The sequence below is a fragment of the Anaeromassilibacillus sp. D41t1_190614_C2 genome (genome assembly GCF_015558525.1).
Taxonomy (GTDB): Bacteria; Bacillota; Clostridia; order Oscillospirales; family Acutalibacteraceae; genus Anaeromassilibacillus; species Anaeromassilibacillus stercoravium.
The window spans coordinates 1-15,514 of sequence record NZ_JADMOD010000022.1; the positions used below are offsets into that span (position 1 = coordinate 1).

The following is a 15,514-nucleotide window of genomic DNA, read 5'->3' on the forward strand; positions in this document are numbered from 1 at the left end:
GCACAGCGTCTTTCACGCCTACGGCGGGCACGCAGTGCCTTTTCGCGCCTACGGCGTTCCCTAAGGAAGCAAACTGCAAGGAGTTTGCTTTCCGCTCCATATTGGAAGCCCTAAAGAAACACTTAGCCAATCGTCACGGCACAATGCTTAACAGCGTTCTGGCCCGGCAGGGTCGTATAAACGCCCGTGCTCTGGCCCGGCGTGCCGATCGCATAGACTCTGTAATAGTAGTCGTTGCCGATCTTCGCCACGAACTGCGTCTTCAGCACATCGCCGTTGCCGACCGTGAAGCTCGGTGTCATGGCGTTGCCGTTCACGACCGTCATCTTGAAGCAGTATGCGCTGCCTCTCTTCAGGGTGAAGTTCACCGTCGTGTCGGAAACCACATACGCCTGCTGGCTGGCCACGCCCTGCGCTGCGGATACAACGCCCGCTGCGCCGTATGCGTTGCCAACGTTGGCAGACGTGCTGCCCTTGCCGCTGTTGCCTGTGCCCGGCTTCTCCGCCTTGACCAGGTTATTCGCGGCAGCTTCCAGGTTGGTATATGCCTTTGCAATCGCCTGGCCGTCTGCGGTCTCGTCCGCGGCAACCGTCTTCGCAACGCTCAGCGCTGCCTTAAAGGTTGCCACGCTGCGGTCGGTGTAGCCGTCCAGATCCTTCTGCTCCATCTCCGCGATCAGCTTGTTCAGTTCATCCTTGTTCGGGATCTTCCGCAGGGCTGCCATCGCTCTCGTCAGGGCCTCGGCCTTTGCATCCACGTCGGCCTGGTCTGCATTCGCATTCGCGAGCAGTTCTTCCGCCTCTGCCAGCACGCTCTTGAAGGTATCGAACGCTTCATCCTGGATATAGTCGTCCGGGTCGAGGGTGTTCGCTTCGTCCACCAAGCTTTGCAGCTCGCTCATATCCGCACTGAATTCCAACTTTTCAATCGCTGCTTGCAAGTTGTCATATGCCTCGTCCACGTCCGCCTTCAGCGGGTTCTCCTCGGCATAGACGTCCTTCGCCGCGTTGAGCGCTTTCTCGAAGCCCTCGGTCGTGCCCGGCTTGAACTGATCCAGCATGTCTTTCAGCTGCTCTGCAATGTTGATCAGCGGCAGCAGGGTTTCCTTATCGCCCGCTTCGAATTCCAAGAGGTGCATTGCGTCCAGAAGGTCGCTCCAAGCCTCGTTGACCTCTTCCTGGGTGGCATTCGCGTTGTCATAAACGGTCTGTGCGTTCTCCAGGGCGTTCTCGAAGAATTCCTTGGCAGACGGCACCAGGCTGTCGATCACGTCCTGCGGCACCGCGTTGGCCTCTTCCAATACGATGCCCAAGATGCTCTTATCCACGCTTGTGAACGTGAAGTGCAGGGTCGTGCTCTCGCCCGGCATCGTGAAGGTGTACGTGCAGCCGTCCGCTGCAAACTTGATGTCCTCGCCGTTGAGCTGCGCTCCGGAGAACCCGTCCTTGGTCGGGGTGAAGGTGAAGGTCAGCTCTTCACCCGGCTGTACCTTTGCGCCGTAGATCGCATCTGTGAAGATGATTCCCTCCGCTTCGCCCTCGACGCTCATGGATGCGTTGCCGCTCCACTGCACCGTCAGAAGCTGCGGTTCTTCAATACTGCTGCCAGCCAAAACGACTTGGATAGTGACAGCACACGGGGGCATGACAAATGTATATGTGCCATCTTCCTGCGGGGTAACGTCAACCGTAAATCCATCTTCGTCAATGACCGTTACCGATTCGACGTACTTTCCACTTTCGACATCCGCCACGGTAACAGTGACGAGATCGTTTTCCAGGGCTTCGGCTTGGTCAACGGTGACCGTCGCCGTTCCACCTGTTACATCTGCCACGGAGACATCATACGTTGGAGGATTCACCAGATCGCCCCATGCATCGAAGGTGTACAGGGAATACCCAAAAGAGGTACTGCGCGACACGCCCTGCATGCGGAGATAGCGGCCCGTTCCCTGGACTTCCAAAATCTGTTCCCCGTCCTCAGAAGCCGTGCCGGAATAAATGGTCGTGTAGGTTTGGTTATCGTCTGAAGTCTGGATGAGATATTCCGTTGCATAGGCCGCTTCCCAAGCGAGACGAACCTTATTGATGTTGTACATATCGCCGAGATCGATGGTGATCCAAGCATTGTCGAGGTCTTCCGCAGGGGAACCTTCGATATAGGAACTCCAGCGGGTAGAATCGCTGCCATCCGTTACATTGTTGGCGGGATAGTCTTCCTCTTCAAGGCTTGCAAAGGCCTCTTTGCCTTCTGCAATGCTGACCGGACTAGTATCGATGGTCCAGGTGCGCGTGCTGGAAACCGTTTCCCCATCGCGGACATAGGAAGCCACAACGGTATATTCACCGGTGGTGGTTCTGGGAATGCGGACGGTAAAGTTCTGTACTTGGCGGTCCCCGCCGTCCGGATCTCCTGCCGCTTTCACATCGTATGCAATGGTTTCACTGGAGACTTGCTGGCCGTCTTTTTCCACAGCCAAAGTGACTTCCAGACCGTTCAGATCTTCGTTTAGTTCATTGACGATAGTAACAGGCAATTCTTTGACCGTGCCCGGGCGGACGGTCTCCGACCAATCCTTGATAATGATTCCGACCGGTGCGAATGCATTGCGGAACGCTTCCTTGATGCAGGGGCGCACCGTTGGATCGGTGATATCCGGCATCAGAATATCGCTGGTTGCACCGCCCGCGTTCGGTTTGGAATACGTCAAGCCAGCGAAGTGCATGATGCCCACATAGTGGCGTCCTTCACGCCAGAATTCCGTAGTCTGTGCAATCGCTTTTGCGTAGAATTCCAGGCGTTCTTCGCGTGTTGCATCAGGCATCCATGTGTTGTAATATCCGCCGGTCAGCGAGGTTGGGTCCCCATAGCGGTCCAACCAGAGCCAGCCATACTCATTTAGGATTTTGGGGTTGTCGTTTCCCCACGAGTCCCGGTTACTGCTCTTCATCTCGGTGTTGGGGAAACTGTTCAAATCAGACAGAGTAAACGAATTATTCAGGAATAGGTACGGATGGCATTCACAGGAGTCCGTATCGCTTTGCGGCTCCGTCCAGCCGTTGTCCCAAGGACGGTTCTGAATATCGTAATCGCGCGCTGCGCGAATGGTCGCCGAGTATTCCGGAAGGTTCGTCGCCTCATTTTGAATATCCCAGATGATCAAAGACGGATTGTTGCACCGTTCATCAATCCAGGCGAGGATTTCCGGTGTGAGGGTTTCCTGGGTGCAGCCATCGGAGCAGCCGCCGAAAACGGCGTACTCGTCCATGATTAACATTCCTTCTTCATCCGCAACATCGTACCAGATGTCCGGCGCAAAGCCGACGTGGAAGCGGAAGGAATCCCAGTGCATATCCTTAAACTCCTGATAGAGCGCGCGCGCCCATTCAGGATCAAACGGATGATCCGCACGGAGCGGGTCTTCATAGAAGCGGTTCATGGCAATATTCGTGCCGTTTAGATAATGCACCTTGCCGTTCAACATGGGGAGTTTTGTCTCCGGGTCAAAGTAGAAGGTGCGCATACCAAAGCGGTCCGAGTAGGTGTCGCCGTTGGTGATGACTTCGATCTCATACAGGAAGGGGTTACTCGGAGTCCAGAACTTGTCCTCTGTGCAATCCTCGATGGTGATCGCATCGACGTCAAATTTCATGCTGCTGTTGGCCGGAACGGTGACACCCGGTTCCGTATATGTGCCAACCAGCTTCTTTTCCTGGGTGGGTTCCCCGTTTTCATAGACGCCCAGCTCGTAGATGTGGAAAGTGACATCCGTCGTCACATCGGTATCCGATGTGTTTTCCAATGTGGTGCGGGCCTGGATGGAGCCATTTCCCAGATCGGGCGCGGTTTGCAATGCAGTGACCGTCGGATCGTCATTGAGAACCAGCGTCACGCTGTCGATGATTCCAGAATAGAAGGAATTGCGTTCGCCGTCGGTACCGACATGCGCCGGGCAGTTGGGATCGTCCCTTTGCTGGATGTAGTTCCCTAGCATAATGACGATTTCGTTTTCTCCGGCATGGAGATAGGGGGTGATGTCTGTGTTCGACGAGGTATAGTTGTATTGGTAGTCGCCGGCATATTGTCCATTCACATAGATATAGCGTCCATAGTACGCTTTTCCAATGCGCAGGGTCGCATTTCCCGTAGGGGCCTCCGGCAGGGTGACCGTCGTGCGATACCACAATGCGGAAGTCACATAATTGGGCATTTCAATGCTCGCCTGATCCCAGAAACCAGGAACGGGGATGGAATTGTCAAAGGTTTGCGGGATCGCCTGCGGGACAGCGTCCCCGGCAGCGAACGATGTACTCGTGCACTCCCAGATGCCGTTCATATTGAGTTCGATACGTTCGCCTTCTTCCGGCAAACGCTCCACCGTGAAACGGTCGATCGGCTTTGCATAGCTGAAGGCGATGCTGTCCAGATACAGCTCTCCATCTTCAAGGAGCGTGACGGTCACGATATCTCCCGACTGGAGGGGGATTTCTTTTTCGCCTGCGCTCGCATAATAATGGGGACGGGTGGCGGCAAGCGTAGTTTCCTTTGAAGAGTCGTTGATTGCGAGGGATATGGGTGTATCCGATCCTGCGCGGTATTTCAGATTATAAACGTTGATTTCCCCGATATCCTCCGGAATGGTAAAGGAGACGGATTGGCCTGCCTGGTCCAGCTTGGCAACCGTTCCAATTGTGGACATAATATCTTCCGTAACAGTTGCGCCATTCAAAGTGGCGTTTTTCGCCAGCACCGTGCTGGCGGCAATGTTTTCCTCCGTATTGAGCGGTCCATAGGAGAGCGTGAAATAGTCCAGGTTGACGTCCACCTGCGGCACTAGCTTAATCGTGGAACCCTCCGGGATATAGAGAGCGTCGGACTGGGCAATCTTCAGGGAATCCATGTACCATCCCTGTGTAGTCGAGAAGTTAATGGTGCCGATTTCCTCATAGGAACCATCGCTTTGGAGCAGGTATACCAGGATTGTAGCGGTGTTTGGGGAGGCATATGCAACGGAGATGCGGTTTGCCTGGGTGGTGCTCTCCAAGATAAACCCCTTCCCGCCGGTGCTACCCATGTATGCCCCGCCGCTGGCTAGCTCGTCCTGAACAATGTTTCCATTGATGACTTCCCCGTCTGCGTTGACGACCGTGGTGCTTTCCGCCTCAAAACGGGAGGAAGGGACGCGGCGGTAGGTGGGGACGATGGACAAATCGGTATCCGCCTGGCAGATGAGCGTGCCGTCTTCCTGGACTTGGCCGATCATTTCCTCGCCATTTACCAAGACGGATTCCAATTGGCAATTGTCCGATGGCAAAAAGCGGATAAGGGTCTCTCCACCTTTCGGGGCCCAAGTGCCAGTGGAGCAGATCGTCCAACCATTGGAAGAACTTTCAATCGCTACGTTGACCGTATCCGTTGTAACGGGCTGCTCTTCGGAAAGGGTTCCGTATACTTCAAACTCATAGAGCGAGGTGCCGTAATCTTGGCGGTATACGGAATTTGCATACATACGGATGTAACGGCCTGTTCCAGAGAGCTCCAGGTTCTGGACGGATGCTCCGCTGGCGGAACCGTTGTAAATGGTGGTAAACGTTGTGTAATCGTTGGATACCTGGATGTCGTAATCCGGCGAATAAGCGGCTTCCCAATTGAGAACAACGCGGGAAATGTCATAGACAGCGCCGAGATCAATGCAGATCCAGTTTTCATCTGTGGGGCCGTGCTGCTGCGGATAATAAGGACCGGAAGCCCATCGTGTGCTAGTGGTTCCATCCACCGCCATAGATGGGGTGATCTCCGGATTATTATAATCGGCGCGGCTTGTAGTAGCTGGTTTGTTTAATGCGATGTTCTCTTCCGCTGCAAAGGCTGCCGTGGGAGAGAATCCGATGCAGGTTAGCACCATGGACAGCGCTAATAAAAGCGCTGTAAGCCTCTTTTTCATAATCTGTTGTTTCCCCCTTTTTTCAAATGCTGTTTGCTTTGGACTTTTTGTATACGGCCCTCCTTTCTGTAATAGCAGATTCAGATTTGGATTCCCCAAATGATTGATAAAGTTGAAAAAATACTTCAAGGTTATATATAATATAATCACAAATTAAAATGAATTTCAATCTACTTTATAGAATCATTCAACAAAAAAGCGCCGTTAAAATACACAATTTATTGCTTTCAAAATTTACCTTGCTCTTGAGGGAAGCGAATGATACAATGAAGCTGGAAAGAAGGGATACTGTGGAAGGATCGGATTATTTTTTAGACTCCGGAGGGTTGAACTTACAGCAGGATATCTGGCACATCTTTGAAACCATCCAAGCGCCGCGTACCTATGCAAAAGGAGAAATGATCTATTTGCAAGGGGAACGGGCGGATTGTCTCTACTATTTGAAAGCAGGGCGGGTAAAAATTTTTCTGACCTCTGAAAATGGGATGGAAAAGACACTGACCATTTTAGAAAGCGGGAAGCTCTTTGGGGAAGCAGCCTTTTTAGACCGCCTGCCGCGCATGTCTTCCGCACGGGCCCAGATCCAATCCGAAATTATCGCCGTAGACCGGCCGCACTTGATGCAATATTTTAGTGAGAAGCCTGCCTTGGCGATGGACTTGCTGGAATATTTAGCGCGCACGGTGCGGATGCTTTCGGCGCAGGTGGATCATATGACCTTCCTTCAAGCAGACCAGCGGATTGCCCAGTTGCTTTTGAACTTGGCGGCCGCGCAAGAGCGGCATACGGTACATTGTACCCATGAGGAGCTTGCTGGGCTGGCAGGCGCCTCCCGTGTAACGGTGAGTAAAACTTTGGGGGACTTTGTCCGCCGTGGCTGGATTGCCACGCATTACCGGGAAATCGGGATTTTAAATGGGGAAGCGTTGCGCAGGTTTGCATTTGCTTCGCGCGATAAATAAAAAAGCTGCATGGCAGAATGCCATGCAGCTTTTTTATACCGGTTTGGTTCAAGCAAACGGTTTAGCGTTCCTCCAACGGGACATACTTCCGATGCTCGGAAATGCTCTTATATGCAGGGCGGATGATCTTGCCGACGTTGATCTGCTCCTCCAGCAAGTGCGCGCTCCAGCCTGCGATACGCGCCATAGCGAATACCGGGGTAAAGAGTTCCGACGGCAGGCCGAGCATGTGATAAACAAATCCACTGTAGAAATCGATGTTGGCGCTGACGCCCTTATAGGTTTTGCGCTCTTCTCCAATTACGATCGGCGCGAGACGTTCCACACGGGAATACAGGCCGTATTCGTCGGAGAGTCCCTTTTCTTCCGAAAGCTTTTTGACAAACTTCTTAAAGACGTTGGCGCGCGGGTCGGAAATGGAGTAGACCGCGTGGCCCATGCCATAGATCAAGCCGGACTTATCGAACGCCTGCTTGTTGAGCAGGGCGTGCAGGTAACTGCGGATCTCATCCTCATCTGTCCAATCCTTGATGTTCTTTTTCATGTCCTCGAACATCCTGACGACCTTGATATTGGCGCCGCCGTGTTTCGGCCCTTTCAGGGAGCCAAGTGCAGCGGCGATGACCGAATAGGTGTCCGTACCGGAAGAAGCGACGACGTGCGTTGTAAAGCTCGAATTGTTGCCGCCGCCATGCTCCGCATGCAGCACCAGGGCAAGATCCAGGATGCGGGCTTCCAGATCGGTATACGTATGATCCAGACGCAGCATATAAAGGATATTCTCTGCGATGGAGAGTTCCGGTTGGGGCGCATGGATGAAAAAGCTGTTAGAAGGATGCAGCTCACGGTAGTATGCCTGGTAGCCATAGACAGCCAACTGCGGGAACAGGGCGATCAGTTCGATGCACTGGCGCAGGACGTTGGGGAGGGAGGTGTCGTTCCCCTTCTCGTCGTAGGCATACAGGGTCAATACACTGCGCGCCAAGGTATTCATCATATCGGAGGTCGGCGCCTTCATGATAATATCCCGCACGAAGTTGGTTGGCAAGGTGCGGTATTTGTTCATAATCTGCTTAAAATCGTCCAGCTGCTGCGCATTGGGTAGTTCACCAAACAACAGAAGATAGACGGTTTCCGCAAAGCCAAAACGGTTTTCGCGGAGGAAGCCTGCGACCAGCTCTTCCACGTCGATGCCGCGGTAGTACAATTTACCCTCGCAGGGTACCGTCTTTCCGTCCACCACTTTTGAAGAAATAATATCGGAAATTTCCGTCAAGCCGGTCAGTACGCCCTTTCCGTTGATATCGCGGAGGCCGCGTTTCACGTCGTATTTTGCATATAGGCTGGTGTCGATGGTACTATGCGATTTACAAAGTTCAGTCAACTCCAAAATCTCCGGCGTAATTTCAAAGAATTCGTTGTTCTCGTTTTTTGCCATTCTGATTCCCCTTTTCCAAGTATGATAATAGGGGGAGACATCGCACGAAACTCCCCCGGGGCGAGACCGGCAGATCCTTCTTTCCCGTCCCACCGGGTTCCTTTTTGCCCAAAACAATTAACTAATATAATTAAGTATATAACATTTCGAATATTTTAGCAAGAATTCTTGTGTTAACGAACTGTGAACTCTGTGCGAAATTGCATAAAATTCACAAAGGATAGGGGAGGAAACACGCAAAAACAATGCAATATAGGTGGTGTTTCTTAAATAAAATATGTATAAAAATTCAATATATACATATGGGTTTAGAGGGCTGTGCCCTTGCAAGGATGATCCGGCTGGATTAAAATAAGAAAAAAAAGAGTCCCCTGCGGGGTGGAGAAACGAGGGATTTTCTTGCTGAAAGAATTGTTGAAACAGAACCGAAGTTACCGAGGATTCGATGAAAGCCGCAAAATTACAAGGGAAGAGCTGGAAGACCTGGTGGACTGCACGCGCTATACGCCTTCCAGCGTCAACATGCAGCCGTTCAAATACTATTTGGCCTGTGAGCCTGAGACGGTGGCTAAGATTCAGCCGCTCACAAAATGGGCCCGCGCCTTGCCGCAGATGACCCTGCCGCACCCGGGCCATTGCCCAACAGCCTTTATTGTCATCTGCCAGGATACCAACCTGAATCCGGCGCTCCAGCGGTTTCAGAAGGATGTCGGAATCGTGGCGCAGACCATGCTTCTGGCCGCTGTAGAAAAAGGGCTGGGCGGCTGCATGATCGGCAATTACAATCCGGATGAGGTGAAGCAGGCGCTCAGCCTGGCAGACCACCTGACGCCGGTGCTTTTGGTTGCCTTGGGTAAGCCGGATGAAACCATTGTCCTGACTGAGGTGGGGGAGGACGGTTCCACCGATTATTACCGCGATGAAAACGACGTGCATTATGTCCCCAAGCGCCGCTTGCAGGATATTTTGCTTTGAGGAGGGATGAGGCTTTGGACCGTTCGCCTCTTGTGGTTGGCATTGCGGGAGGAACGGGCTCCGGCAAAACGACGTTGGCCAATAAATTGAAGGCAGCTATCGCGGAAGATGCGCTGATCCTGTCCCACGATTTTTATTATCGTGCAAATACGGAGATCCCATTCGAAGAGCGGGCCAAAAGGAATTACGACCACCCGGATGCGTTTGATACCGATCAAATGATTACGGATGTAAAAAAGCTCAAAAACTTTCAGGCGGTCGACCATCCGGAATATTCCTTCGTCACGCATTCCCGCACGGAGCATACTGTCCATGTGGAGCCCGCGCCGGTGATTATCCTAGAAGGGATCTTGATCTTTGCGAATGAACAGCTGCGCGATCTGATGGATATCAAGGTGTTTGTCGATGCGGATGCAGATATCCGTTTGATCCGCCGCCTGCTGCGCGATGTGAAAGAGCGGGGACGCAGCATGGATTCTGTGCTTCAGCAGTACACGAGTACGGTAAAACCGATGCATGAGAAGTTTGTCGAACCGAGCAAACGGTATGCGGACATCATCGTCCCGGAAGGCGGGGAAAACCAAGTGGCACTGCATATGCTGGTAGACCGGATACAAGCGCTCCTGCACCATACGACTCTACATGATCTCTGCTGAGAGGCGTTTGCCGGATAAAGTGGCCGAAAGTCCAGTATGCTTGGATTTCCAGGCCGTCTTTTATGGATAGGCTGCTTTATCCTGATGGATATGAAAATTCCCACAGGATAGAAAAGGGAGACCAAATGCGATGCTGTGAAGGAAAGCCATTTGCCCGCTTTTGGATTCCATTGAAAAAACGGCTGGGTTGCAGTAAAATAAAGTTAGATTTATCTATAAAATGCGGCAACTAGGAAAAAAGGAGTGAAAGCAATATGGTGTATAAGACGTTTCAAGATATGAAATTATCGGCGTTGGGCATGGGCTGTATGCGATTGCCGGTGTTGAACGGCGACGACGCGAAAGTGGATGAAAAGGCCGCCGCTGAGATGGTCGGCTATGCGATGGCGCACGGCGTCAACTACTACGATACCGCTTGGGGCTATCACAGCGGCCAATCGGAGCTTGTCCTTGGCAAGGCTTTGGCGCAATATCCCCGGGAAACGTTCTATCTGGCGGACAAGTTCCCTGGCTATGACCTTTCCAACATGGGTAAGGTCCAGGAGATCTTTGAAGAACAGCTGAAAAAATGCGGCGTGGATTATTTTGATTTCTATCTGTTCCACAATGTCTGCGAGATGAATATCGACGCCTATCTGGACCCGCAGTATGGCATCTTCGAGTATCTGATGGAACAGAAGAAGAACGGCCGGATCCGGCATTTGGGCTTCTCCTGCCATGGGAATCTCCCCGTGTTGAAGCGGTTCCTGGAGGCTTACGGCAGCCACATGGAGTTCTGCCAGCTACAGATCAACTATATAGACTGGACGTTCCAAAACGGCAAGGAAAAGGTGGATTTGCTCAACGAGTACCATATCCCTGTCTGGGTGATGGAGCCGCTGCGCGGCGGACGGCTGGCCCGCCTCTCCGAGCAGGAGGCCGCGCCACTGAAGGCTATGCGTCCGGAGGAGACCATCCCCGCTTGGGCGTTCCGCTTTTTGCAGAGCATCCCGAGCGTGACGATGATTTTGTCCGGTATGTCCGACATGGAACAGATGAAGGCAAACATCGCTACCTTTGCGGAGGAAAAGCCCCTGAGTGCAGGGGAGATGGAGGGCCTGCTGGAGATGGCCCAGGGAATGGTGAGCAAGAGCGCGCTGCCCTGCACAGCCTGCCACTACTGCGTCAGCCACTGCCCGCAGGGGCTTGACATTCCATCGTTGTTGGCGCTGTATAATGAGCATAGTTTTACCGGAGGCGGCTTTATCGCGCCCATGGTGGTCTCCACGATTCCCAAGGAGAAGCAGCCGAGCGCCTGCATTGGATGCCGGAGCTGCGAAGCGGTCTGCCCGCAGCAGTTGAAAATCTCGGAGGCAATGGCCGATTTTGCAGCAAAACTGGGCGCTTGAGATACGGCCCGATCGGATTTCCTTCCGAAAAGAATACAAAGACGGCCGGCAGCGGGACATCCCGTTGCCGGCCGTTTTCCGGCCACATTTTCTTTGTCCCGTTCAGCCCGTTCCCCGAAAAAACTCTAAGGGTGCCAATCGTTTGCCACGTACTTTGCGGGAAAGCGGATGCAGCGGATTTCGTGCGGTGGATTTCAGCGGTTCCAAGTGATTTTATCCCTGGTAATGTCTGAAAGCGTTGCGCAGCCGGTCATTTTCATCACATCGCGCAGCTCCGCGAGGACTTTCTGGGTGTACACCGTTACGCCCTCTGCGCCGCCTCCACAGGCGGCAACCACATAAGGCCGCCCGATCAGGACAGCGTCGGCCCCCAAAGCGAGCGCTTTAAAGACGTCTACGCCGGTGCGGATGGCGCCATCCACGAGAATTTTGACCCGTGTGCCCACGGCGTCCCGGATGGCGGGAAGCATCCCCGCCGGCGCCGGGGTATGGTCCAAAACGCGCCCGCCGTGATTGGACACCACGATGCCATAGGCGCCGGTTTCAACGGCCTTCCTGGCACCCTCCGGCGTCATAATGCCCTTGAGCAGGAACGGGAGTTTGGTGGACGCGAGGATTGCTTTCAATTCGTCTACATCCTTCGAGCAGACCGGTTTCCCGGCGGCAGCTAGGAGAGGGAGCCCGGCAGAGTCGATGTCCATGCAGAGCGCCATTGCGCCAGCTTGCTCGGCCAGATGGATTTTTTCCAGGACCTTCTCCCGGTCCCAGGGTTTTATGGTCGGGACAGCGGCGCCGCCTGCCGCTGCCACGGCGGTGAGCGGGTCGGTAAAATAGTAATCCGCCGCGCCATCCCCGGTGAACGCGGCGCATCCTGCCGCAATCGTCCCGGGCACTAACGCTTCCGCGTAGGTTTTTTCGTTTAAGTAGCCATTATAGTTGTTGGACAGGCCGCTGATGGGTGCGGCAAACACCGGGCCCGCGAACGTTTTATCAAAGAAGGAACAAGAGGTGTCCTGCCCCCGGTCGGTGTAGAGCAAATCCATGTGGATTTTGATGCTTGCCAAATATTCGTAGCTGTGTGTAAAAGAGCTCCCCGTACCCTTGCCGCCGGTTCCCGGGATTTCTCCGCGGCAGGCAATGCCGTTGCATTCGCGGCATACCCGGCAATTCGGGGCCATTGTTTTTCGAGCATTTTCCAAAATTTCGCGATACTCCATGATACATTCCGCCTTTCTTGAGAGAAAGTATACCATATTTTTCACTGGTTTCCAATGCAGAATGGCCGAATGTATCCATGCTTAAAAGGGCGTGGCAATTTTTGCCACGCCCAATGGGTGCGATCTTCTAGGAAAGCGCTTCGTGGGGCTGCAACGTAAAATCGGTGATAACCTCCTTTTCGCTGCCCTCCGGGGAATAGACAAAGCGGTCGATATGTTCCCCTTCATAAAAGTATTTTGGCGGCGCGGGCCGGTAATGATAATCAAAGGTGTCGATGATGACCAATTTCACCTTCATCCGCGCGGGGAGGATGCTCTTTATGTAGACGCTTGCCTGCTGGCCGGGGATGACGTCCTCGCGGGTTTCCGCCAATCCCGCCAGGTTGGGCGATAGCTCCACAAAGATCCCATATGGTTCCACGGAACGCACAATCCCGGCGACGGTCTCCCCTGCGGAAAACAGGGCGACGTTTTCCTCCCAGGTGCCGAGCAGCTCCTTGTGGCTCAGAGTGATGCGGCCGTTTTCAATGGACTTCACCACCGCCCGGATGTTCATGCCAACGGTAAACCGTTCGCGGGGATGATCGATGCGGGAGACCGAAATGGCGTCGATGGGAAGCAGGGAGACAATTCCGCAGCCAATGTCTGCAAATGCCCCGAAGTTTTCCAAATGGGTGATCTGGGCGTTGATGATGTCGCCCGGGACCAGGCGGCGGATGAACGCCTCCCGGCATTTTTCCTGCGCGGCCCTGCGGGAAAGCAGCGCGGTTGTGCGGCCGTCCCCATCCTTCTGAAAGCCGGTCACAACGAAGCAGACGGGCCGGTTTACGCGGGAGATGATGGCGATGTCGCGCACCGTGCCTTCGCGAATCCCAAGGGCCCCCTCATCGCGCGGGATAATCCCTTTGACACACCCCAAATCGACGAGCAGGTTGTGCGAACTGTCGCATACCAGCGCGCGCCCCTCCAAAATTTGACCCGTACGGCAGGCTTCGATCAGTGCAGCGGTGCTTTGCAGTGCGGCGCGGTTTTCTGCCGTATCGATCAGCCAGCCCTCGGGATAGTATTCAACCATTTTGAACCCTCCTTATCTCTTACATGGTTATCTATATGCGTTTTAAGGCGGTGGCATTCGTTCGGAAGGAGGGCCGCAGGCAGTTTTCTTTGTGCATTTCCGCAGGGTGCCGGCCGCAAAAGTGATTTTTTTGTGAATTTCCGACGGCTTATCTTGCATATTTACCGAGAATATACTATGATTGTCATGTTGTCCCATCCAAAAGGGAAAATCTGATTGTGAAGAAAGAGAGAGTTTTGAACATGAACAATAAGAGACGTAGAGTAATCAGCGCACTGTTGGCGTGCGCATTGATTGTTTCCCTGACAGCCTGTTCCGGGGATACGGATACTTCTTCGGAGGAGACCAGCAGCGCTTCCCAGACCGAGTCTGCCACATCTTCAGAGGCTTCAACGGAAACAGTGGAGATCCCGGCGGACGCGGAGGACCATGTACGCCCCGATGACGGCAAAGAGGTCGGGTATCAGCTGGAGAAGCCCGCAGACGGCGAAGAGATCGCCGTGCTGCACACCTCGATGGGGGATATCCGGATCCGCCTGTTCCCGGACGCAGCGCCCAAAGCGGTGGAGAATTTCAAGGGCCTGATCAACGATGGCTATTACAATGGGATTGTATTCCACCGTGTCATTGATAACTTCATGATCCAAGGCGGCGACCCGACGGCCACCGGAAGCGGCGGCGAGAGCATCTGGGGCGAGCCGTTTGAGGATGAATTCAATACGAACCTCATCAATCTGCGCGGCGCGCTTTCCATGGCAAATTCCGGCGTGGACACCAACGGCAGCCAGTTTTTTATTGTGCAGTGCAAGGATACCGTCACGGATGATACAGCGGAATCCATGATGACCACCATGTATATGAACCGTGAAACCTGCAAGGCGACGCTGATGCTGAACGAGAAGGCGGCTTCCGGCGCAAGCCAGGAGGAGCTGAACGCCTACGTTGACGGGCTCAATAACACGCTGAACCAGGAATATATGAATGGAGTTCCGGAGGATCAGAAAGCGGTCCTGCAAAAGGCGATTGACCTTTATAAGGAAGTCGGCGGCACGCCGCACCTCGACTACAAGCACACGGTATTCGGCCAGGTGTTTGAAGAGGATATGGCCGTTGTTGACCAGATTGCTGCGGTGGAAACGGATGAAAACGATAAGCCGACAACGGATGTGACCATTGAAAGCGCGGAGATCACCACTTACCACGCGGAGTAATGCGCTTTTCCCCAACGACTAAGGAGAGAAAATCACCATGAATGAGAACAATCAGCCAAACCAGCAGGGTGGGCAGGAGGGGCAGCAAACCCCTCCAACGCCGCAACCGCCCTATCAGCCGCCCTACGGTTCTCAGCCGCCTTATGATGGGCAAACGCCCCCGCCGTACCAGTCCCCCTATGAGAAGCCGGGACAGCAGCCCTATCAGCCGCCTTATGGCGGGTATCCGCCGCCAGAGCCACCCAAAACGCGGGCGCCCCTCAATCCGGAGACGATCAAATTGTTCAATATCTTGTCCTATTTTAGCTTCCTATGGCTGGTGGGGCTGATCGCCGATGGGCATAATCCAAAGGTGCGCTATCATGTGAACCAGGGGATCCTCCTCACCATCTTTGAGGTGGTACTGGGGCTGGTGGTCAGCTTGCTCAGCAGCCTGTTTACGTCCCTATTTTCTGTGGCGCTGGGCGGGGTTATGGTCTTTGCGCAGCTGGGAAGCACCCTTGTTGGGCTGGTCCAACTGGCGCAGTTTGGAGCGGTTGCCGCTTTGATTATTGTCGGCGTTATGCATGCCGTGCAGGACCGGGAAGAGCCGTTGCCCTTGATCGGTTCCCTGTTTACCATACTAAAATAAGCCCTTGCATTATTTG

At 53.7% G+C, this 15,514-nt stretch carries 10 protein-coding genes; 6 read left to right on the plus strand and 4 right to left on the minus strand.

Annotated features, from left to right (window positions below; all coding sequences use genetic code 11):
- Positions 1 to 122 precede the first annotated feature (122 nt).
- Entirely contained in the window at positions 123 to 5,945 is a 5,823-nt protein-coding gene (locus I2G69_RS13320) for a discoidin domain-containing protein (RefSeq protein ID WP_195560933.1), read from the minus strand.
- Between the two features lie 326 nt (positions 5,946 to 6,271).
- Here I2G69_RS13320 and I2G69_RS13325 point away from each other — a divergent pair, with 326 nt between their 5' ends.
- Positions 6,272 to 6,907 (plus strand): Crp/Fnr family transcriptional regulator, encoded by a 636-nt coding sequence (locus I2G69_RS13325; protein WP_237966396.1) that lies wholly within the window; start codon positions 6,272 to 6,274, stop codon positions 6,905 to 6,907.
- Between the two features lie 61 nt (positions 6,908 to 6,968).
- Here the strand turns inward: I2G69_RS13325 and I2G69_RS13330 are convergent, their stop codons facing one another.
- Entirely contained in the window at positions 6,969 to 8,345 is a 1,377-nt protein-coding gene (locus I2G69_RS13330) for a citrate/2-methylcitrate synthase (RefSeq protein WP_087230716.1), read from the minus strand.
- Between the two features lie 399 nt (positions 8,346 to 8,744).
- Between I2G69_RS13330 and I2G69_RS13335 the strand changes: the two genes are divergently transcribed.
- The 3 genes from I2G69_RS13335 to I2G69_RS13345 all read left to right on the plus strand — a co-directional run bounded on the left by I2G69_RS13335 (position 8,745) and on the right by I2G69_RS13345 (position 11,364).
- Positions 8,745 to 9,320: a nitroreductase family protein gene (locus I2G69_RS13335; RefSeq protein WP_087230719.1), complete on the plus strand. Its 576-nt coding sequence runs from the start codon at positions 8,745 to 8,747 to the stop codon at positions 9,318 to 9,320.
- Positions 9,321 to 9,334: 14 nt separating this feature from the next.
- Entirely contained in the window at positions 9,335 to 9,976 is a 642-nt protein-coding gene (gene udk, locus I2G69_RS13340) for a uridine kinase (RefSeq protein WP_087230722.1), read from the plus strand.
- 254 nt (positions 9,977 to 10,230) lie between these two features.
- Positions 10,231 to 11,364, plus strand: coding sequence for an aldo/keto reductase (locus I2G69_RS13345; protein ID WP_195560934.1), 1,134 nt, complete (start codon positions 10,231 to 10,233; stop codon positions 11,362 to 11,364).
- 194 nt (positions 11,365 to 11,558) lie between these two features.
- Here the strand turns inward: I2G69_RS13345 and I2G69_RS13350 are convergent, their stop codons facing one another.
- Together I2G69_RS13350 and I2G69_RS13355 are read right to left on the minus strand one after the other, a co-directional pair.
- Entirely contained in the window at positions 11,559 to 12,581 is a 1,023-nt protein-coding gene (locus I2G69_RS13350) for an alpha-hydroxy-acid oxidizing protein (RefSeq protein WP_191362925.1), read from the minus strand.
- Positions 12,582 to 12,708: 127 nt separating this feature from the next.
- Complete coding sequence (locus I2G69_RS13355; protein WP_191362924.1) at positions 12,709 to 13,656, minus strand: S1 RNA-binding domain-containing protein; 948 nt, start codon at positions 13,654 to 13,656, stop codon at positions 12,709 to 12,711.
- 242 nt (positions 13,657 to 13,898) lie between these two features.
- Between I2G69_RS13355 and I2G69_RS13360 the strand changes: the two genes are divergently transcribed.
- Complete coding sequence (locus I2G69_RS13360; protein WP_191441582.1) at positions 13,899 to 14,867, plus strand: peptidylprolyl isomerase; 969 nt, start codon at positions 13,899 to 13,901, stop codon at positions 14,865 to 14,867.
- A gap of 37 nt (positions 14,868 to 14,904) precedes the next feature.
- Complete coding sequence (locus I2G69_RS13365; protein WP_191521477.1) at positions 14,905 to 15,498, plus strand: hypothetical protein; 594 nt, start codon at positions 14,905 to 14,907, stop codon at positions 15,496 to 15,498.
- Positions 15,499 to 15,514: the final 16 nt, after the last annotated feature.